Raw genomic sequence first — 22,027 nt, 5'->3', positions numbered from 1 at the left:
TATTTCATAGAATTTGTTTGCTGTGATCAAACAGTAAGTTCAGAACACTCATGTTGCCAACTAACCCAATGATTGCTGGGGAGATAATAAATACCACAATAGATAGGAAGGGTGGTGTGCTCTGATAGATAAGAACCATATTCATGTAATTGTTGTCGGTGTTTCATCAATGAAGCTTCATCTTCTTTTCCAGTTTTGAAATCAATAATCCAGCGTTTTCCTTGATCCTCAAAAGTACGATCAATGATACGAGTAATGGGTCTATTTTGCTGCTCCACTAATAATTCGTATTCGTTTTGCTCCTGATCATGTTGGCTAATAATCCAAAAACCCGTTTGATCCTCAAACATTCGGGTAATGTGTTCCCGCATGTTAGATAGTGCTTCGTGTTGTGTTTTGTCATCGAACCCCAACCTCCTCAATTCATCACGAGGGAGGTTCCAGGGAATTTCAATTATAGTTTTTGGATGATTATCACAGATCCATTGTAACAATTGGTGCGTTACTATACCAATTAGTCGGGGAATACTTGTTGATAAATGAGAAGGCTCTGTTTTTATACTGTGATAAAAAACTTCAGGCTTATTGTCTTGGTAATAATCAAGAGGTAAGCTTAATAGTTTAGGCAGAGACGAGTTCTTTTTTTCAACAAGGGTCGAGGGTTCATGTTCTGAAAATTCCAGATGCTTAAGAAGATTTTTAAATGAAGCCTTGGACGATCGTTCTGAATGATCCATTAAGTACAAACGTGACTTTGCTCGAGTCACAGCAACATACAGTAATCGTTGCGCTTCATAATGGCTTTTTACTTCATCTAATTTGCTTAAATAGTCATATAAAGCACAATGCTCTTGATGTGCCGATTGGATAGGTGACATGAGTAATAAATTGCCCTGTTTTTGCGTCGGTAAATTAAGCCAGCGCAACATTGGATTATCGCCACGATTAGGTTGTGCACCTAAACCGGGTAAAAATACAGTATCAAATTCAAGTCCTTTAGACTTATGAATGGTCATCACCTGTAAACGAGAAGGATTGGCTTGCTGTGAATAGAGTTTATTGAGTTCGGAGAGAAATTCTTTCATATCCGATAAACGACCGTTTTGTTCATAGCGGTCAAGTAAGTTCCAGAATTGTTCGAGATCATTGAGTTGACTTGTGTTTAGGATAGTGTCGATGTGTAATTCTTTTAAAGTTTGCATGACCCAGACTGAGAGCCTGCTTTCATACCTTTGAGTTAGCGCTTTGTGCATGACGTGCATAAAAAATTTAGCGCGAATTCTGCCCTCTTCGCTTAACTCCTGGATTTTGTTTAAATGTAATAAGGCAAAGTAAATTGATTTTTTCTTGTTAAAGTGAGCTATGCTATGGATATCATTTAATGCTAAACCACAATAGGGACTATGAAGTACGGCGAGCCAAGAGAGGCGATTTGCTGGAGCAAGTAAAGCCTGGGTTAATGACCAAACATCACGCAAGTGGCTTAGATTGGCTAATAGAGTGATATCAGTACCCTGATAGGGAACTTGATGTTGACGTAACAGGCGAATGATTTCAGCAAGTTGCGTTCTGGAGCGTACCAGAATAGCCATAGTTTGCTCAGGATGGGTTTGCAATTCGTGTTGAATAATTTCTATGAGTTTTTTTGCTTCCTGTTCCCGATTTTTAAATTGTATGGCGTGAATGGCACTATTTTCTTCATCTTGAATGACATTTACACTGGGATGAAATGAAACTGCACCAGATTCTATGTCAACTTGCCTGGGGAAGATGTTGGTGAATTGATTATTTACCCAATTTACAATCGTTTGTGTTGAACGGAAATTGCAGCACAACTGCAGCGATTGCAGTTTGACGGGGCCTATGCCTTGTTCTTTTGCGCGAAAGAATAATCCTACCTCTGCTTGCCTAAAACGGTAAATGGATTGCATCGGATCACCAACGATAAAAAGAGTTTTCCCATCATTTTCCAGCCATCCACTGACAAGCTTGGTTAACAATTCAAACTGGGTAATTGAAGTATCCTGAAATTCATCAACCAGAATGTGATGAAGCGCATGATCTAAATATAAAGCTAAGTCAGTAGGATTTTCTACATCCCCTAATGCACTCAATGCTTGTTGGGATATGGCAGTGAAATCAACTTCATTTAGTTCGCTAAACAAAACGTGTAAATGACCTACAAGAAGAGGAAGCAACAAAAAGAGTGCTTGCAGAACCTCCCATTGCTCAGGATCATATTCTGGCTCAGGTAAATTACTGACTTGAATTAATGCCTCAAGGAAATCAGGATATTCATTGAGTTCGCTGAGCAATTCTTTGCTGGCATTTTTAAGTCTTTTATATTCATCCGGAGCACAGGAGTTACTGAGCAAGCCGACATGATGATCAAAACTTTTGCGAAAATTCGCATCGCCAGTAAGTAAGAGTTTTCTTAATGCAGTTGCAACCTCTTGACTGGTGTGTTGAAAATCATACCAATCTTTTAGCGGATAGCGTGGCGAAACGGGATTATTTTCTATAATTGCCAATTCACGAGCACATTGAGTCAAATCATGAGCTAAATGCGGGGGTAGGCTTTGTGTGAACCTTTTTAATTCATGTTGCTCTATAAGTCGCAGTGCACGTTCAAAAGTTGATTTTTCTTGGGCGCGTGCTTGAAAGAGGGGGGTTAACCATTGATCCCTTTGAGAAAGAAGTACAGTAAATAATTCAAGTAATCGATCCTGACGATTATCTACATGCAACAAGAGTGTTTTTATCGCTTTTTGATATTCGGGTGTTGCTAGCGCAAACTGAATACAGCGTCGACCAGCGTTTAAATAATGACTGTTCGCTTTTTCAGTAATCTGTGAATAAGCAATTTGTTTTTCCAATAGAGGAATTGCCTGATTGATACTTTGGCATAAAGAGTCAATTGTAATGACTTTTAATCGATTCGGCTGATGTAGTAAATTCCATTGAAAGTGGTTATCACGTTGGAGGGCTGCATGAGCAAAATCAAGTGTCATTTGTTGATGGGGCGTATTGGCTTTTATATTACTTGCAGCTTGCTGTAAGGCGAACACAATACGTTCACGCATTTCACTGGCGGCTTTACGGGTGAATGTTAATGCGACAATTTGTTCTGGAGCCGTTACGGTGCTTAACAATCGCAAATAACGCTGTGTAAGAATTTCAGTTTTACCCGATCCCGCAGGAGCTTGTACGATAAATGATATGGAAGGATTTGTGGCTTGGCTTCGTTGATCACTGTCGACTAGCATTGTTTTTATCCCTGTATGTTTTATTAAATACTTTTTACCTGAGTTCCGCGGCTTGGCCGCAGAACGTAGGGGGTAAAATTGAGTTCCTTTATTTAATGCTGTGAGGATGAAACGCTAGTCTATAACGATTTCTTGAGCCGGGGGGCGTAAATTATAATGTGAACTCATGCAACGACCGTAGGCTCCAGCATTGGCAATTAATAATACATCATCTTCTTCGGTTACAGGCAATAAGCGGTCATAACCTAAGGTATCTCCTGATTCACAAATTGGACCTACTATATGGGAAAAGCCAGCTTTTTCTTCATGCAATCGACTTAAGTTGACAATTTCATGGTAGGCACCGTACAAGGAAGGTCGAATTAATGAATTCATACCTGTTTCAATGCCCACAAATTTTACCTTACCTTTTTCTTTACATTGAGTAACTTTGGCAAGAATAACGCCGCTTTCTGCTACAAAAAATCGGCCAGGCTCGAGCCAGATTTCAATTTGTGGATAACGTGATTTTACTGCCATTAACAAGGCATCCATATTTCCAAAATCTAATGGTTGTTGCCCGGGTTTTTCTACGATACCCAAGCCGCCACCCAGATTAATGGATTTGGCATGAGGAAATTCCTCTGTTAGAGAGGCAAGCATTAATGCAGTTTGCTGCCATAACTCCGGAGTAAGAATGCCACTACCTGAATGTGCATGTAAGCCTACCACCTGGATATTATGTTTTTTGGTTAGCGCTACAACCTGGTCAATATCATTTTGCGTAATACCGAATTTTGACTCATTTCCCCCTGTTGAAACATGTTTGTGGTGGCCAGCACCAGTTCCTGGATCAATACGAATAATGACCTCGCGATTTTTAAATAAATTAGACCAATGTGCCAAAGGGTATAAACTATCTATAGTGACATGACAGCCAAGGTTTAATGCATATTCGTATTCCGTTTTTGGTGCAAAATTAGGGGTAAACAAAATTCGTTTTCGATCTATGTCAGGAAAGAGTTCCAATACTCTGTCTAATTCTTGAATGGAAACACATTCAAAACCGATACCTTCTTTTTCCATAGTTTTTAAAATTGATGGATGAGGATTGGCTTTAATCGCATAAAACAAGGTATCGATCGATTTTAAAGCCAACAATTGTTTGGCTCGAGCAGCTTGAGTTGGGCTATGGTAGACATAACAAGGTGAATTAAGTGAGGCAATGGTTAATAAACGATCACGCTCTTTCTCCCACCATGGAATATCGCGAACAGTAGGTTTACCGAACTCCTCATGCCAGCTTTTTGAGTAATAGAAAATTTGGGGGTTATTTTCTATGAGTAAATGATGCAGCTTTTGGCATAATTGATTTGCCTGAGATTCATCAACAACAAAAGTTAGGTTCAAGTCATTGGATGCGAGTGACATTAAATAGACTTGTTTGGCTTCAAAAACCTCTAAAGCTGGCCCAAGCTGTGGTAATACAGTTCTGATATGATGACCTACTAGACTTACAGCGCTACAGGGTTCAATGAGCTTGGCGCGGCCAAATTGATTTAATTCAGCAAGTAAGGAATTAATTGCTGGTCGGTCATGTATCTTACTATTGATATCCAGAGACAATGTTACGTTAAACTCAGAAGAAGAGAGTAAGTCTACTGAGAAACCATGATGTTTGAATGCTGTAAATACATCAGATAAAAATCCAACTTGCTGCCACATGTGTAAGGTATCTATAGAAATCAATATAATACTGTTTTTGATTTGAATCGATTTAATTAATGGTGCCGTTTCATCAATATCCTTAGTAATGAGTGTTCCCGAGTGTTCTGGCATTTGCGTAAATTTAACGGACATTGGAATATTGCCACGCCGAACAGGGGGGATGCAATTGGGATGCAATACTTTAGCTCCCATTGTCGCAATTTCCTGAGCTTCATCATAATTCAGTTTTTTCAATAAACGTGCCTGTGGCAATTGATGAGGATTCGCAGTATAAATTCCAGGAACATCAGTCCAGATTTCACAAGATGAAGCCTGGAGTTTACCTGCAAGTAAAGCAGCCGAAGTATCAGAGCCGCCACGGCCCAACAAAACAGTTTCGCCTTGAGGGTTTGCAGCAAAAAAACCTTGGGTAATAATGGCTTGAGCACCGCTCGAGATAAATTCTTCAACTAATTCAGGATCATGTTCGCTCTCACAGCGAGCAGACAAATAATTTGCAGACACTCCATCAGGGAATGGTGTGCTGGTTAAAAGTTCCCTTGCATCATACCATTGGCAACGGATTCCTTGTTTTTCGAGAAATGCATGGCCTAGGCGAGTCATCATGAGTTCGCCCATACTTAATATTTCCGCATGCGTTTTCGCAGGAGCTTGTTTTAATAAGGCAATACCAGTGAGCCACTGTTCTAATTGCAACAAATCTTTGGCAACCAATTCAGAATCTACTTCCAGCTGTTCAGCAAGATTAATATGTCCATGACGAATGTCAGCAAAGATGCTCTGATGTTCATTGATTAATGCTGCCTCAATGGCTTTTTCAAGTTTGTTAGAAATTTGCGTTAGTGCGGAGCATACGATAATGGGTTGCACCCCGGAACTCATATGTTTTTTAGTTATGGAAGCAATATTATTCCAAGTGTTACGAGTTGAAACGCTGGTGCCGCCGAATTTGGTTACTATTTGTCGCATGATTCATTTCCGCACAAAATTAAAACACATTAGCATGGACGGGAGTAGGTGTACAAGTCTAAATGCTTTGTATTGAATATTTATGGGTTGAATTCTTATTAATTAACCATGATGAGCTTAATTGAATCATTATGGGCTAATATCTGTTACTCATTGAATACAAATAGGAAAAAAGTGTTTTTAAGGTGTTTTTAATGATTTGAAAACAGGATACACTCGCCCTCTAGCGGACGTCTTTGATCAGTTTTTTGAAGTTTGATACTTGAGGAGTAAGGAGTGAAAAATATGCACAAACCTTTAAGGACACTAGTTAGCGCGGCTGTTATTAGTGTTCTGGCTACAGGTGGAGTTCATGCAGCAGGATTCTCTTTATACGGAGAGGGTGCTGGATATACAGTTGGTAACTATGCTGCTGGTTCTGCAGCTGAAGCTGCGGATGCATCAACAGGTTGGTATAATCCTGCCGGTTTAGCCTTAATTCGTGAACAGCAAGTAGTGTTTGGTGGTGTTGGCATATTTCCTACTATGAAACTCGATGGTACAAGTACTTTTACTACGCGTAGCGGTCCTACTTCTGTTAATTACGTCCAAGATATAAACGGTGTAGATGGAAGCTACGATGCATTTGTTCCCTCTTTTCATTATGCTCGTCCTTTAGGTGAACGTACTACCTTTGCTTTAAGTATCACTGCTCCATTTGGGTTGTCTACTGATTGGGCTCAAGATTCTCCTGTACGTTATTCAGCGACATATACCGAAATTTTAACTATGAATGTTTCGCCAGAATTAGGTACTCGACTCACGGAACATTTTGCATTGGGAGCTGGTCTGGATATTCAATGGTCTCGTGCTAAATTCAATCAAATGATTGGTGCGCCCACTTTATTTCAAATTCTTGGAGACGATCCTGCACTCGTTGATACTTTAAGTTACAACAAAGCAAAATCTTATGGAGTCGGCTTCCATGTTGGGGTGATGGGAATATTTAATGATAACCACACCCGCATAGGTATTAATTATCAATCCAGAATAAGACATGTTTTCAATGGACATAGCCGCTTGACTGGAGTATTGGCGAATAATGATTTTAATCTAATTTTCCCAGTATTACCGTCTTCAACAACCCGTATAAATAATGAATTATTTAGTGATCCACAAGAATTCCCGGATGTACTCACATTAAGTGCTTATCAGGATGTCAATCCGCGGTTAGCTTTATTAGGATCTGTTGTTTATACAGGCTGGGGTGTTTTTAAAGTCATTCAATTAAATAATGTTGCGGTACCCCATATTGGTTCTCCACCACTTTTTAATGTGACTCAAGCCAGTATTAATAGTGCTGTACCACAAAACTACCATGATTCCTGGCGTGTTGCTCTTGGGGCCAATTATCATGTAAATCCGAAACTTATGCTTCGTCTAGGTGGTGGTTATGATCAGACTCCAACAAATGATATAGATAGAAATGTTCGTTTACCTGATATTGATCGTTGGGCAATTGCTGTTGGCGCGCATTATCAATGGCGACCCACTATTGGTATCGATGTAGGGTACACTCACTTGTTTGCTGGAGGCAAGCCAGATGTGAATTCTGTCCAGCCTCTTTCACAAACGTCTGTATACAATGTGAATGTTAAAGACGGCCACTTTGCTGCCGATCTTGTGGGTGCTCAATTGACATGGGTTATTGATAAAGTCCCCGAAGTACCTACTAAATAGTTAATTTTAGAATGAGCATGATGAGATAAAAGCCACTTGAAGTGGCTTTTTGTTTATAACCCGTTCGCACCAACTGCCAAATAGACTGACTCAAGGTAGAGTACTGGCATGGGTCTTCATGTTCCTTTGTTGTACTTCGCAATTGTAGCCTGTTTGCTTGCAACCGGATTTTTTCCCATACGAAGGATTGAACCTCGTGATCTAAGTAGGTTGGATGTTTCAACCAAGATTCAATGAAACATGTGTCAATAGAGCCTGGCGATAAGCAGCGACGCTACGTTTGCTGTTCTGTTCAGCACCTATTGCAACTAATTAATTAGGTGAACGGTTGCCTTGATTTTTGTCAATCTGGATTAACTTAAACGTTCGATGGAGGCGAAACTCGCCTCCTCACTGATATAGATGAAGATAATTAATTTTTGATAATGGTTGCTTCACCAAGGCCATTAACAAAAAGGGTATATCCGTTCTTTGATAAATACTTTGGATTGATATCACCCGTATCAAGATCCATATAAACTTCCCCAACTTCTATGGGATTAGCTGTATTAGTAGCCATTTTAATTATTGCAGAACACTGTTTACCAGTTGTATGTCCATAGCAGGCCAATTTTACGAGATTCCAATAAACTTTTTGAGTTGAATTAGCGGCAGTTGGATATGCAGAAGGGACCCCAGCAATATATGCATTTGATTCTACGGAAGTATTGTTATGAGTGATTAAATAAACGGGACTTGCAAAAGCTGTTACAGCACTTAAACCTAAAGCTACCGCTGAAAAACCTTTAAATATTAAATTCATTATATCTTTTTCTCCATTTAATTATAAGTGATTCGTTAGAAGTTAATATGTCCACTAAGACTAGTGAGGAAGTAACTATTCTTAACCAATCGGATTTTTTACATCTTTAAAACGCACAAAGAGTATATCGCAAAATAACTTAGTGTCTATTACATTAGCCTTAAGCAATATTTTTTGGAAAGCGGTATATTTCCTCACAGATAATAAAAACAAGCTCAAGACTGGAGATTAAACTCAATCCGTGCTTGTTTCTAATGAGAGAGTAAGTGTTTTAGTTAAGGCGCTTATAAGCCTATGATTTCTGACTCAATAAACGTGCAATATCTTTGGCAAAGTAAGAAATAATAAAATCTGCCCCTGCACGTTTTATAGCAAGCAAACTTTCTATTATGGCCTGCTCTTCATTGATAAGCTTGTTTTGAGAAGCGATCTTAATCATCGAATATTCACCGCTTACTTGATAAGCACAAAGAGGCACTTCAGGGAAATGTTGTTTTAGTTTCGCTATAATATCCAGGTAAAATCCGGCAGGTTTTACCATGATCATGTCAGCTCCTTCATCAATGTCGAGAGATGTTTCTCTTAAAGCTTCGGCACTATTGGCAGGATCCATTTGATAGGCTTTACGATCACCAAATTTTGGTGCTCCTTGAGCTGCTTCTCTAAAAGGTCCATATAAGCAGGAACAGTATTTGGCGCTGTAGCTTAATATAGGGATATGCTGATATCCTTTGATATCTAGCGCCTTGCGAATGACACTCACCATTCCATCAGTCATTCCACTAGGCGCGACCCAATCTGCACCAGCTTGTGCATGGCTTACAGCTTGTTTTGCAAGAAAAGCCAAGGTCTTCTCAGTGTCAATGCATTCTCCTGCGAGCACTCCACAATGACCATGATCCGTATATTCACAAAAACAAAGATCGGTGATGATTAGGATGTCCTTATTCACAGCACGAATTGCTTTTATAGCTTTTTGAATAATTCCTTCATGATTAAATGATTCGCTACCATAAGCATCTTTATATTTGGGGATACCAAATAAAAGCACTGCAGGAATACCCAAGGAAGTAAGTAGTTCAATTTCATTCGGGATACAATCGAGACTTAATTGAAATTGACCGGGCATTGCACTTATTTCTTGTGGCTCATTCAGTAATTCACTTATAAATAAAGGGGCAATGAATTGTTGCGGATGTAAGCGTGTTTCTTTAACTAGAGCACGAGACATGGCACTACTTCTTAAGCGAGTTAATCTCAATGGTATGTTGTAATCGGTCATTAAAATAATCCTGTTATGTCATTTATACTGTACGGCCAGAGGGGGGGGCTAGCTTAAATCGTAATCTGCGATATTTTAACACAACTCCCGTAGTTTGAGTGAAGGCAGAATTTTAATTCGAAGATTCTATAACTACCTCAAACCAGATGGGCTTTATCTTTTACCTTGGCTGTCTTGAACGCTTTCCTTTTTGAGTTTTTTATTTGAGGTGTACAAAAAATCAATAGCACTACTCGTATCACTGTTACTTACTTGAATACTAAAAAACTTGTTGAGTAAATATCTGAGCGTTAGCATATTTGTGTCTGTTTGAGACAAGCCAATGCTATAGCTTAAATAAAGACGTTTTGAAAGAGATTTTCCTACCATAAAAGAAGTAGTATCCCTAGTGGTGTTGGTTATTTGATTGTAGTTAGTGTTGGTTTGTATATTAAAATCAATACCTGCAGTTTGTTTGAGTTGCTCTAAAAGTCGGAGACTGTTGGTGTCACTTCCTAGATTCATAGAAGAGAGAGCCGCAAGAAGCAATTGACCTCCTGCCTTGTCTGCTTGGTTTGCCGGGCGACCAAGGACAAGCAGGGAAAGGATATCTGCTTGAGAAAAAGTTGCAGGCACTGAAAATAATTGAATTTTAGGGCGAGCCAACCGACCTGTGACTTCTACGCCTAAAACCAGTGTTTCTCCATAATTCATATTTTGTAGGTTCGTGCTATTAAAGTCCAAAAGTTGGCTTGAAGTAGCAACAGTTGTTGGGGTCTTCCTGGTTTTTTTTGCTGCACGAAGGTTAATTCCAGGATTACTCATGGCACCGCCAAAGATTAATTGTCCCTGTTGTATCGCTAAGTTTTGTCCATAGGCTTTATAAGTACCCTCTTTAATTGATAATTCGCCATATGCATCAATTGAACTTTGTTGCTGTTTGATATTCAGTGTTCCATCTAAATACCCCTTTAATCCTTTTAGATTGACTGCCACCTCTTTTCCCATTTCAAGATTAATATCCATATTGTTGATCAAAGTAAATGAAGGAGATGCTTTTTCCTTACGTTTATAAACTACATCATCCGGTAAAGAGATGCTGTTGTTGAATGAGCGGGGTTTAATTTCAGCATAAGGAATCAAAATAGTACCAGAAAGGGTTTGCAGACTTGGTGTTACATGTAGATTGAGCTTGGGGGAGATGTGAATCTTATATTCACTGGTTTGAACCAACGGAAAATCATTGCCCTCAAGACTGAAGTCCCCTATAAATTCAGAATTTAAGCTCCCTTTTCCGGTAAGTGATAAATGATGACCCGCTGATGCTGCTGAACCTGTTGCTTCCCAAGAGTGTTCAGTGCCAAGAACATTCATTTCGAGACCATCAATATTAAGGCCTAGTTTGGGTAAAGAAAGACTTACTTTACTAAGTATTAAATGACTTTCTATTTTTCTTTTATGCAAAGTACCCTTTACTTTTAATGAAGCAATAAAGTGTCCTTTGAGCTTGTCAATTTCAGGACTAATTTTTTGCAAAAAACTGAGAGAACTTAATTCCAATGATAATTCGCTGTTTATTTTTTGGTCGTTCTTTAAGCCTGAATCTAGAGTAAATTTGGGCAGATTAAATTGCAGTTTTAAATTTTTATTTTCATCAATTGCCAAAATACCGGAGCCTTTAAGCTGTTTTGGTGAAAGGATGATCTTTAAAGACCCGCCTTTGAATTGAACACTTGGAAGAGGGGCATTATTTGGGGGATGATAAACGCCAGGGCCTATGGTCAGCAATAAATTACCTCGATTTTTGGAAGTAATCTCGCCATGGGTAGATAAATTAGTATACAAACGAGCATGCTGATCAGAAGTATTCTGAGGCTGGGTTAAATTGGCATTAAAAGTCCACTTCCAAGGCAAAGTTCCGCGAATTTTTGCATCCATTAGCCACTGATCTTTGGGTGCAGCGGTTATTTTCGAGTGTATATTGATTTGTATATTTGGTAAAATACCGGCTGCGGTGAGTGTCCCTTTTTCACTGTCTATGATTTTATCTTTTTCTGTATTCCATTGCAGGCCTTCCCATTTAGCGGTCACTAATTGGCTTTCTCGCAAAGAATGAGGTTTCCATTGTACTTTCAATTGTTTAATTTTTACTCTAAGAGATTTATTTTGGTATTCAACCCCATTCAGAGAAAAGTTATTTAGTAGGCTTCCTTCAACTTGCTCAATTTTTAGAGTGCCAGGAAGGTAGAGACGGCTGAATTGGACAAGAGTATGTAGTCCCGATTTTGTATCCAATAAAAATAAGACTATTCCAGCAAGTAAAATAAGGAACAAAGAACCTATATAAAGTGTTTTAACTATCACGCGCAGTGTTTTTAGGAGAATTCGCCTCATAGATCGGGCCCCATGCTGATCACCAAACGAGGGTTATTTCCGTCACGTTGCCATCGACTATTAATTGTCTGAGCCAATCCTACTTTGATTGGACCTATAGGGGAAACCCACATTAAACCACCACCTGCATCATAATAGGCCGTTAAAGGGGCTGGGTTGTAAACAGCTCCTGCGTCATAAAATGCAATCAGATACCAATTTTTTTTTGTTTCTTTTTGAATTTCAAGACCAGCATAACTAAGGATTCTGCCCGGGCCTATTGAATTAAATCCAAATGCCTTTAAATTATCCATCCCTCCCAAAAGTAATGCAAGTGATATGGGTTGCTGATTAATATTATTGATTGCAGTAATACCTTGGATTGCATGTCCGTAAAGGCGCAAACGTAGCGGTTCTATTCTTATCGCAGCTTTTACATCCAATGAAGCTTGAGCAAAATTAATAGTAGACAGAAGGGTTTTGCTTGCAGCAAGGCCATTAACCGTAATGTTATACCCCGATGGTGAAAAGAGTAAATCTTGGGTCTTGCTAAACGTTAAACTTGCTTTGGGATAAAGTAGAAATTGCTTTGTATTTTCCTGAAGCGAATAATGAAATCCTTCATAAAGTGTATTTATAGAGAGTATCCGCTGATAATTGGTTACTCGATGTTGTTGGGCCAGGGAGATAAGATATGAATTACTATACCCTGCGGTGTAATTTAAATTCGAAAAATTTCCCGTAAGAGTGTATTGATCATTGACAGGATTGTTACCGGGAACAATATATTGGGCTTGTAATGCATTTTGAACAAACGATCCTTGAGCTGTAAGGTTGAATTTATGTCCTTGGCGATTGACTGGAACAACATGCAATGCAGCTCGGCCACGAACTCCTGTATCTGTTCCGTATCCTGCACCAAGAGTGTAAGAGTATTTGGATGTTGGGTCAGTATCGATTTGCACTGGAACAGTTGGGTTTTCAGTAACCCGTGGTTTAACAAGTACAGAGCTAAAGTAACCGCTATTTGATAAATCATTATTTAACTGGAGTATTTTATCCCCGGAGTAGATTTGTCCTGGTTGGAAAGGTACAAAACGATGCAGTAACTTAGGATCAAGATATGTAGGATTAAATTGTATTTGTCCAAAATAATAAAGAGGCCCTGTATCAAGAATCAGTGTAATTGCTGCTGTGTAGTTTTCTTCATCAATTAAAATTTCACTTTTCTTAAATCCAGCACGCATGTAGCCTTGACTTTCTGCCGAATCGAGAAGTTTTAATTTGGTCCGCTCATAGTGTTCTGTGAAGAGAGGAGTACCTTGCATTAATGGTACATTTTTTATTGCATCACGTAGGATAGGGTTGTGTGATCCTTCACCTGTGAGTTCGATTTGAAGTTGTGAAATCATGATTTGTGGACCAGCATGGATTATGACTGTCAACTGCCGCGCATTAGGTCTGCGTAAGGTGACTTCGGCTTTAAAATAGCCGAATGGCTGGACTGCCTGAATAATTTGGTCTTGTAATTCTTCCTGGCTGAATTGTGTAAGAGGTTTTAATTTTTGTAATTCACTCAACCGTTTTTCAACGTTGGCCTCGACTTTTCCAGAAACTCCATAAATGGTAATGGGTACTGGGGCATTATTTTGAGCGAATAGCGCAAAACAGGTAATGAGAAGTATCAGATAGATTAGTTTTTTCATGATAGTCTCAGTACTTTTTCCACCAAAAATGCCCCCACATGCATCAGAAAACATTTTGAGAATATACACTTAATCGAGTAGAAGGGCTAGGGTAAGAGAACAGTAAATAGAGTTATCATTGATATCATTCTTGTCATTTTTAATTGAGTGTGCATAGGAGAAGAGGGTGCGCATGGTATTTTCCGTACCCCCTGCAGCAAAGAGTTTCAATTGAATCAAGACATTAATTTGTTACCATACTTTTGAATCGATAAATTAAATCAAGTGCTTCTCTAGCAGTCAGCCTATCCGGATCAAGTTTCGCTAGTTCATGCAAAACAGGTGATTGGGTATGCACTTGAGCTTCTGATTGTATTTGGGAATCTGGTGGAGTGGTTTGTATATGATTTAAATGAGTATGAGCAATTTTTAAAACCTCAGCGGGTATACCCGCAAGCTCTGCTACTTCCAATCCATAACTTCGATTTGCATGTCCTGGTTCTACCCGATATAAAAAGATGATGCGGCCGGTATCTAATGATGCTTGTAAATGAACATTCCGAATACACGACCATTGTTTTGGAAGATGAGTTAATTCAAAATAGTGCGTAGAAAACAAAGTATACGCCTTAATGGTCGTTGCGAGATAAGAACAGCTCGCATAGGCCAGAGCCATGCCATCATAGGTGCTGGTACCGCGTCCGATTTCATCAATTAAAACCAAACTTTCGTGGGTTGCCTGTCTTAGAATTTGTGCTGTTTCAGTCATTTCTACCATAAAGGTTGAACGTCCAGAAGCTAGATCGTCACTCGCACCAATACGAGTAAAAATTCTATCAATAGGTCCTAAGGTTACCGATTTAGCAGGAACAAAGCTGCCAATATGAGCTAGAAGGACAATTAACGCAGTTTGACGCATATACGTCGATTTACCACCCATGTTGGGGCCTGTAATGAGCAAGATATTTTGCGATGGTTTGAGCTGTAAGTCATTGGCGATAAAGCGTTCCTGCAGCAAATGTTCAATTACAGGATGGCGGCCTGCCTCAATGGAAATTTGTGAGTCAGGTACTAAGTTTGGGCAGCACCAATTAAAACTTTGAGCTCGCTCCGCAAGAGTCGTTAACACGTCTAATTTCGCCAAAGCTTGTGCTAATTGTGTCAATTCATTTATATTTTGCTGAATTTCTACCAGTAAATTTTCATAGAGCCATTTTTCACGCGCCAAGGCTTTTACTTGGGCTGATAATACTCTCTCTTCAAATTGTTTCAATTCTGGTGTGATATAACGTTCTACATTTTTTAAAGTTTGCTTTCTGTGGTAATGCGGAGGCGCTTTTTCTGCCTGAGTTTTAGAAAGTTCAATATAATAACCTTGTACGTTATTGAAACCGAATTTTAGAGTAGACAGTCCAGTTTTTTGTTTTTCTTCTTGTTCCAAGTGCATGAGTTTATCATTGGCTCGCGTACTAAGTAGTCTGAACTCATCGAGCTCTTCATCAAAACCAGGAGCTATGACGCCACCATCACGAATCAACACAGGGGGATTTTCTATAATTGCTGATGCAAGCAGCTGCTGCAGTGCAGGTAATGGCTGAATGTGCTTTTTTAAATTCACTAAAAGTTCGCTTTTGTTTTGAGTAAGTACGACATTCAGCTCAGGAAGTAATGCTAAAGTATGACTTAAAGCAACTAAATCGCGTGGCCGTGCTGATTTTAGAGCAATGCGCGACACAATTCGTTCTACATCACATACTTGTCTCAGTAGTTCATGGATGGATGCATTGTATTGGAGATGGATAATTTCCTTTATGGCATGCTGTCGCGCTATGATTTGGTTATGTTGTTTGAGTGGTCTTCCCAGCCAACGTTTAAGTAAGCGACTGCCCATGGAGCAAGCCGTTTTATCGAGCAGAGATAATAGGCTGTTTTCATGGTTACCGTTCATGTTTTCAAATATTTCTAAGTGCTTCTGCGTTGAGGCATCCAATTGCAAGTAATCATGGGTATGCTCAAGGGTTATTGTGGTTAAATGAGGAAGAGCTTGTTTTTGTGTCGTCTGTAAGTAGCTCAATAACGCACCGGCTGCAATCAAAGCAGTAGGATGATCGTGCTCACCAAATGCAGAAAGGTCGGAGACCGAAAATTGATCACATAAACGTTTTTTTGCACCGTCAAAACAAAACTCCCAACCAGGTCTCAGTTTGATTGGAAAATTCGCGCAGTATTCTTCCAAAGAAGATTCTTCTTGTAAGAGTAATTCAGCGGGCTGTAGTCTCATAAGTTCCGCACTAAGCTGATTTGCTTCTGTTAATTCCAATAAATGAAAATGTCCGCTGCTCAGTTCAACCCAAGCAATGCCAATTTTTTGTTTTTGGCAGTGAATAGCCAGCAATAAATTATCTTTTTTTGCATCCAAAAGCGCTTCATCAGTCACTGTTCCTGGAGTGATAATGCGAGTAACCTGGCGTTCCACAGGCCCTTTGCTTGTTGCGGGGTCTCCTATTTGTTCACAAATAGCCACTGATTCGCCTTTTTTGATTAATCGAGCCAGATAGTTTTCCACCGCATGATAAGGAACGCCTGCCATGGGAATCGGTTTGTCAGCAGATTGGCCGCGATGGGTCAAAGTAAGATCCAATAATTGCGCTGCACGTTTGGCATCATCAAAAAATAATTCGTAAAAATCACCCATACGATAGAGCAGAAGCATATCAGGGTATTCTGATTTAATGCGTAGATACTGTTGCATCATCGGTGTATGGGAAGTGGTCATGATGTATTTTCTTGAGGTTGAAATTGCGGCAATTCTAGCAAAATCACATGAGCTAGAGTAGATGCAATTTATATTCATCAAAAATGATTTAGATGTGATATTCTTAATCGGTTAAAAATTGATGAGTTTAGTTACAATGAAGTTGCTAAAAGATGGATTATTTATTATTTACCAATACTTGGTAAAGCAAACGGAGGATGCAAGTCATCAGATTACGCTGTTTGGGATAGTGATGATGATTAATTACCCGCTCTTTGGAGTATTTTGGAAACTGGAGAGTTTTCAAATGAGTGAGGAGTTTTTCTTAAGACTTGTTGCTGCTGTGCTCTGTGCCAGTTTGGCTGTAAATCGGTTTTGGCCACAAGCATTGTTAAAATTTTTGCCTATCTTCTGGTATGCAGTCTTATTATTTTGTTTGCCTTATTTTTTTTGCTATTTAACACTAATTAATCATTGCTCTACTTTATGGTTAATGAATTGTGTTTCAGCTATTTTTTTCCTTTTATTGGTAACTAGTGTTCGGGGTACATTAGTACTGACTTTTTTGGGATGTGGCTTGGCTTTGTTGTCTTATTTTTCATCGCATCAAATGATTGAATATATTCCTGGAAATATCTCCCTGTTTAGTTTATCTGCTACTTTTATTGCTGCAATAATGATTGGTGCTTTGTTTGCTCGAGATAGAGAAATTATTAATGCGGGACGACTTTCTGGAATGCGGATGTTAGCAAGTAGCATCGCTCATGATCTGCGTACACCTTTAGCAAGTATTTATTTGCAGGCTGAGCTACAGGAAATTATTCTGAAAAAAATTAAAAACTCTGAGATACGAAAAGATTTACAAGAAAGCTTAAATAAAATTACTCGTGGAATAGAAACAAGTAATCGTCTGATTAGCATGCAATTGAGCAATATCAAACATAATAAATTTAACACGAGAAATTTTGCTATTTATTCAATCCAAAATTTAATTGAACGTTCTCTGGATGACTATCCCTTAAAAGAAACCCAGAAGTCGCTTATACAGGTAAGTAATGAAAACAATTTTTCAATTTGGTTAGAGGAATTGGCATTTAAGAATTTACTCTGGAACTTATTAAAAAACAGTCTTGAATATATCGAGGAAATGGGAAAAGGAATCATTTCAATTTGGTTAGAAATTGGCTCTGGGAAAGACAACTTTAATTATCTGCATGTTAGAGATACTGCCAGAGGATTGTATTCTAAAAATTTTGAAAAAGTTTTTGAAAGTTTTTTTTCTGATCGCAAAGATGGTACAGGATTGGGATTGGCTTATTGTAAATTACTCATGCAAGATGCAGGAGGCGATATTTTTTGCAAGGGTAAATTGAATGAGTTTGCTCATTTTATTGTGAAATTCCCTAAAATTGATTAAATCAAGCAGTTTCAAATAGATGTTTTATGCTGGATCGATTGCTAAGGCGTATAAGTGGTGGGATAAATTGCGCCACATTTGCTGTTGGTGAGTATAGATAAAATGAAAGGCTCGAACTATTTTATCTGGGTTTTTTTCCCAGATAGGCTGAATTAATTCAAGCGTGGAATTAAAATGGGTTACGTAAGCATGGACCTTAAAAAAAGTTTTTGCGTGTTTTGATAAACGGATTGAGTCCCCCATTTGAAGCAAATAAGTATAATCCAGATTATCAAGACGCTCGTAAGCAGCAAAAGCAGCTACTCTTTCTTCTTCATCATGTTCTGACAGCCATTGTAGGTGAGTTTTATTGAAATTTTTTGCAAAAGGAACATAGTGTGTTTCATTAATGATTTCATCATGAATATCCACATCACATTCTTTAGCGAAACGTTCAAAGAGCATTTCATGAGAAAATCGACTTCCTATCCCCAATTCTTCATGAATATTTTCAAGAATTATTTTTTTTGTTAATTCATTACTAGTAAAATTAGCAATGAACCATACAAAATTAATAAAATGTCCTCTTAAATGATAAAAAATGGACGCAAAAGTTTTCCTTTGTTCATAGGTCCATGCACTTGTCTTTTGCGGATCAAACAAAGGAATAGAAGTAAGAGATTGACGATAATTCAAATCATTTTTTTGAAGAAAATGCTGGAGTGACTGAGGAAGATCATCAAGAAAGTAGTCAGGCATGATGTAATTTTTATTTTAGAGTAATGTGTCTTGTATATCATGAAAAAACCTTAGCATATAGACAAATAGTTATGCAATTAATTTTAAAGGATTTGTCCCTTTTACTTAAATAAATAACCCTGGATTTAAAGAATGGAATCTGGGATATTATCAATGAACTTCTTTCCAAACTCTACTGCTGTGGATAGTAGCTTTGTTGATGTGGTGCTAGAATCCTTAATGACGCGCACACTGCGGTTTTGTGCCCCGTCTCCCCGCTAAGCGCATCATGTTTTGAAAGAAATCTATTGACCGATAACGAATAGGCAAAGGAAATGCTATGTTAACTCCAAAAGATGTTAAGACTGTTGAGGCAGCAAAGCAAATTATCGAGGAGCGTAACCTGACCCATATCAAGGTTGGTTTATTTGATGTGGATGGTGTGATGCTTGGAAAATATATGAGCCGTAATAAATTCTTCTCGGCTCTGGAGAATGGTTTTTCTTTTTGTGATGTGATCTTGGGATGGGACTCCAAAAATAAACTGTATGATAATGGAAAATATACAGGTTGGCATACCGGTTACCCTGATACTTTAGTGCGTATCCTCCCAGAAACGTGTCGTGATCTTGTTTTCGAAGAGAATCAACTGTTATTTATGGCTGAATTTGCTGGAGAAGCGGAAGCATTATGTCCTAGAGCTTTACTTCGTCGAATTGTTCAAAAAGCTGATTCAATGGGATTTGATGTTTATGCTGCACTGGAATATGAGTTCTTTATGTTTGACGAGACTCCTGACAGTATCCGTACTAAAGGTTTTCGTGATTTAAAACCTATGACGCCTGATTTTTTTGGTTATTCAATGATCCGCAATACGGTTCATGCGGATTTATATCATCAGATCCTCAATATGAGTGAGGTTATGGATTTTCCTATTGAAGGGTTGCATGCAGAAACAGGCCCTGGGGTAATTGAAGCAGCAATCGCTGTAGATAAAGCGATAGAAGCGGGAGATAAGGCTGCGTTATTTAAAACGTTCATGAAAATCTTAGCACAGCGCAATAATATGATGGCAACGTTTATGGCCAAATGGTCACCGCATTATCCTGGACAAAGTGGACATATTCATCTTTCCTTACGCTATAAAAATGATATGAAAAATGCCTTTTATGACCCTTCAATGCAGCATAATATGAGTGAAATTCAGCGGCATTTCGTGGCAGGTCAACAGAAACTCATGCCTGAGTTTTTGGCAATGGTCTCACCCACCGTGAACAGTTTCTCTCGCCTGATTCCAGGGTTCTGGGCTCCAACTGATGCGACATGGGGGGTAGAAAACCGTACCACGGCCCTACGTGTTATCCCGGGAAGTGATAAATCGCAGCGCGTTGAATATCGTTTGGGATCTGCTGATTCAAATCCTTATTTGGCTTTGGCAGCAGCTTTAGGCTCTGGCCTTTATGGAATTGAACATAAACTGGAGCCATACCCCGAAATCAAAGGCAATTCCTACGCACAACCTCATGAGGCAGAGCTTGCATTGCCGCGTACACTGTGGGAAGCAGCTAGTCGTATTAAGGAGTCAAATGCAGCTCGCTCTTTATTCGGTGATCCATTTGTTGAGCATTTTGCGACTTCTCGCGAATGGGAAGAACGAGAATTTCGCCGTCATATTACAGATTGGGAACTGGATCGTTATTTTGAAATTATTTAGCCTGGATTTTCATAGATATGAACGATACATTGAAGACTTATTCGCCTATAGATAATTCGCTTTATGTGGAGCGTGCTTTTGCCAATAACCTTGAGATTCAAGATGCATTGGATAGGGCAGTAGCTGCAAAAAAACAGTGGGCTTCGACCACTTTAACTGAGCGGGCGAACTATTGCACTGCTGCAGTCGATGCTTTGGTTGCTAATAAGGATGAGATTGCCAGCGAAATTTGCTGGCAAATGGGAAGACCAATTCGTTATGCCGCTGGAGAAATTAACGGCCTTGAAGAACGGGCTCGTTATATGATTACTGCCGCAAGTGCAGCACTTGCTCCGCTCAGACTACCTGAAAAACCGGGTTTTATTCGTTACATAAAACGTGAGCCATTAGGAGTCACTTTAGTCATTTCTCCCTGGAATTATCCTTATCTAACCGCAGTGAATGCGATTATCCCAGCCCTCATGGCTGGAAATGTAGTTTTGCTGAAACATTCTGCGCAAACACCACTTGTCGCCGAACGGTTCGCCCAAGCATTTAGGGAAGCAAATCTTCCACAAGGAGTTTTCCAGTATTTACATCTGACGCATTCTGATACGGAAGAAATCTTAGGTCACTCAGCAATAAATCATGTTGCTTTTACAGGTTCTGTTGCTGGTGGAGAGGTGATTGAACGAGTAACGGCTGGACGTTTTTTGAATATAGGATTAGAGCTTGGAGGAAAAGATCCTGCTTATGTTCGCTTTGATGCAGATATTGATAACTCGGTTGATTCGCTTATGGATGGAGCCTTCTTTAATTCAGGCCAATCCTGTTGTGGAATCGAACGTATTTACGTACATAAGAATGTTTATGATCATTTTATCAATAAAGCAGTCGCATTTGTTAAACAATATAGACTCGGACGTCCTGATGAACCAGAAACAACTTTAGGACCGCTTGTTCGCCCATCTTCTGCTGAATTTGTTCGTATACAGATTCAAGAGGCCTTGGCGCAGGGTGCTATAGCACATATCGATAGTCGAGATTTTGTCATGGATCAACCAGGGTCTGCCTACATGGCTCCCCAGATTTTAACGGGGGTAAACCACAAAATGCGGGTGATGACTGAAGAAACATTTGGGCCAGTGGTTGGCATTATGTCCGTTGACAGCGATGACGAAGCGATTGCATTAATGAATGACAGTAACTATGGATTAACTGCAGCTGTTTTTACCAAAAATATAGATCAAGGGATCTCTATTGGTGAGCAACTTGACACAGGAACATTTTTTATTAATCGTTGTGATTATCTCGATCCTGCCTTAGCTTGGACTGGCATTAAAAACTCTGGGCGTGGCTGTACGCTCTCTTCTATAGGGTATGATGTATTGACCAGACCCAAATCTTTTCATGTAAGAATGACCGATTAGAAAGGAATTTACTGATGAGCACATTATCATTAACGGCTAATTGGAACTATCCCACCTCAATAAAGGTGGGGACAGGGCGGGTTCGTGAACTTGTTGATGCCTGTCATACTTTGGGAATGAAATCGCCATTGTTAGTCACAGACAGTAAACTTGCAAAATTACCGATAATTGAATCTGTATTGAAGAGTTGCCATGATGCGGGTTTGTTTATTGCTTTATTTGCTGCTGTCAAA

General features: G+C 39.1%; 12 protein-coding genes and 1 pseudogene. 5 read left to right on the top strand and 8 right to left on the bottom strand.

Annotated features, from left to right (window positions below; all coding sequences use genetic code 11):
- Positions 1-26 precede the first annotated feature (26 nt).
- Positions 27-3,266: a UvrD-helicase domain-containing protein gene (locus Lpar_RS14985; protein ID WP_058518680.1), complete on the bottom strand. Its 3,240-nt coding sequence runs from the start codon at positions 3,264-3,266 to the stop codon at positions 27-29.
- 114 nt (positions 3,267-3,380) lie between these two features.
- Positions 3,381-5,942 carry a bifunctional aspartate kinase/diaminopimelate decarboxylase gene (locus tag Lpar_RS14980; protein ID WP_058518679.1) on the bottom strand — a complete coding sequence of 854 codons (2,562 nt, stop codon included), beginning with the start codon at positions 5,940-5,942 and terminating at the stop codon, positions 3,381-3,383.
- Between the two features lie 276 nt (positions 5,943-6,218).
- On the opposite strand from Lpar_RS14980, the gene Lpar_RS14975 reads away from it, so the two are divergent.
- Positions 6,219-7,661: an OmpP1/FadL family transporter gene (locus Lpar_RS14975; RefSeq protein WP_058518678.1), complete on the top strand. Its 1,443-nt coding sequence runs from the start codon at positions 6,219-6,221 to the stop codon at positions 7,659-7,661.
- Between the two features lie 412 nt (positions 7,662-8,073).
- Here the strand turns inward: Lpar_RS14975 and Lpar_RS14970 are convergent, their stop codons facing one another.
- From Lpar_RS14970 to mutS, 5 genes are all read right to left on the bottom strand, one after another.
- Positions 8,074-8,463, bottom strand: coding sequence for a hypothetical protein (locus tag Lpar_RS14970; protein ID WP_058518677.1), 390 nt, complete (start codon positions 8,461-8,463; stop codon positions 8,074-8,076).
- A gap of 292 nt (positions 8,464-8,755) precedes the next feature.
- Complete coding sequence (hemB, locus tag Lpar_RS14965) at positions 8,756-9,745, bottom strand: porphobilinogen synthase (RefSeq protein WP_058518676.1); 990 nt, start codon at positions 9,743-9,745, stop codon at positions 8,756-8,758.
- A 153-nt stretch (positions 9,746-9,898) separates the two neighbouring features.
- Complete coding sequence (locus Lpar_RS14960) at positions 9,899-12,118, bottom strand: translocation/assembly module TamB domain-containing protein (RefSeq protein WP_058518675.1); 2,220 nt, start codon at positions 12,116-12,118, stop codon at positions 9,899-9,901.
- Positions 12,115-13,803 (bottom strand): autotransporter assembly complex protein TamA, encoded by a 1,689-nt coding sequence (locus Lpar_RS14955; RefSeq protein WP_058519294.1) that lies wholly within the window; start codon positions 13,801-13,803, stop codon positions 12,115-12,117. Before Lpar_RS14955 ends, Lpar_RS14960 begins: the two co-directional genes overlap by 4 nt.
- Positions 13,804-14,026: 223 nt before the next feature.
- Positions 14,027-16,558, bottom strand: coding sequence for a DNA mismatch repair protein MutS (gene mutS / locus Lpar_RS14950; protein WP_058518674.1), 2,532 nt, complete (start codon positions 16,556-16,558; stop codon positions 14,027-14,029).
- Positions 16,559-16,694: 136 nt separating this feature from the next.
- On the opposite strand from mutS, the gene Lpar_RS14945 reads away from it, so the two are divergent.
- Positions 16,695-17,954, top strand: a complete 1,260-nt coding sequence (locus Lpar_RS14945; protein WP_058518673.1) for a sensor histidine kinase — start codon at positions 16,695-16,697, stop codon at positions 17,952-17,954.
- A 24-nt stretch (positions 17,955-17,978) separates the two neighbouring features.
- Here Lpar_RS14945 and Lpar_RS14940 read toward each other — a convergent pair whose 3' ends face one another.
- Positions 17,979-18,692 (bottom strand): iron-containing redox enzyme family protein, encoded by a 714-nt coding sequence (locus tag Lpar_RS14940; protein ID WP_058518672.1) that lies wholly within the window; start codon positions 18,690-18,692, stop codon positions 17,979-17,981.
- Between the two features lie 319 nt (positions 18,693-19,011).
- Between Lpar_RS14940 and Lpar_RS14935 the strand changes: the two genes are divergently transcribed.
- The 3 genes and pseudogenes from Lpar_RS14935 to Lpar_RS14925 form a co-directional block, all read left to right on the top strand.
- The gene (locus Lpar_RS14935; RefSeq protein ID WP_058518671.1) at positions 19,012-20,385 is read left to right on the top strand and encodes a glutamine synthetase family protein; all 1,374 of its coding nucleotides are present in this window, start codon (positions 19,012-19,014) and stop codon (positions 20,383-20,385) included.
- Positions 20,386-20,402: 17 nt separating this feature from the next.
- Positions 20,403-21,794 (top strand): aldehyde dehydrogenase family protein, encoded by a 1,392-nt coding sequence (locus tag Lpar_RS14930; protein ID WP_058518670.1) that lies wholly within the window; start codon positions 20,403-20,405, stop codon positions 21,792-21,794.
- Between the two features lie 14 nt (positions 21,795-21,808).
- Positions 21,809-22,027: pseudogene (locus tag Lpar_RS14925) on the top strand (iron-containing alcohol dehydrogenase); the annotation flags it as partial.

This window comes from Legionella parisiensis (genome assembly GCF_001467945.1).
Taxonomy (GTDB): Bacteria; Pseudomonadota; Gammaproteobacteria; order Legionellales; family Legionellaceae; genus Legionella; species Legionella parisiensis.
Note: the sequence above shows the minus strand (reverse complement) of the source record. Positions and strands in the feature narration are given on the sequence as shown.

Excerpts from the sequence above, each read along its gene's own strand:
- mutS (WP_058518674.1), bottom strand. The coding sequence starts at position 16,558 with ATGACCACTTCCCATACACCGATGATGCAACAGTATCTACGCATTAAA.
- Lpar_RS14935 (WP_058518671.1), top strand. The coding sequence starts at position 19,012 with ATGTTAACTCCAAAAGATGTTAAGACTGTTGAGGCAGCAAAGCAAATT.
- hemB (WP_058518676.1), bottom strand. The coding sequence starts at position 9,745 with ATGACCGATTACAACATACCATTGAGATTAACTCGCTTAAGAAGTAGT.
- Lpar_RS14960 (WP_058518675.1), bottom strand. The coding sequence starts at position 12,118 with ATGAGGCGAATTCTCCTAAAAACACTGCGCGTGATAGTTAAAACACTT.
- Lpar_RS14940 (WP_058518672.1), bottom strand. The coding sequence starts at position 18,692 with ATGCCTGACTACTTTCTTGATGATCTTCCTCAGTCACTCCAGCATTTT.
- Lpar_RS14970 (WP_058518677.1), bottom strand. The coding sequence starts at position 8,463 with ATGAATTTAATATTTAAAGGTTTTTCAGCGGTAGCTTTAGGTTTAAGT.
- Lpar_RS14985 (WP_058518680.1), bottom strand. The coding sequence starts at position 3,266 with ATGCTAGTCGACAGTGATCAACGAAGCCAAGCCACAAATCCTTCCATA.
- Lpar_RS14980 (WP_058518679.1), bottom strand. The coding sequence starts at position 5,942 with ATGCGACAAATAGTAACCAAATTCGGCGGCACCAGCGTTTCAACTCGT.
- Lpar_RS14945 (WP_058518673.1), top strand. The coding sequence starts at position 16,695 with ATGAAGTTGCTAAAAGATGGATTATTTATTATTTACCAATACTTGGTA.
- Lpar_RS14930 (WP_058518670.1), top strand. The coding sequence starts at position 20,403 with ATGAACGATACATTGAAGACTTATTCGCCTATAGATAATTCGCTTTAT.
- Lpar_RS14955 (WP_058519294.1), bottom strand. The coding sequence starts at position 13,803 with ATGAAAAAACTAATCTATCTGATACTTCTCATTACCTGTTTTGCGCTA.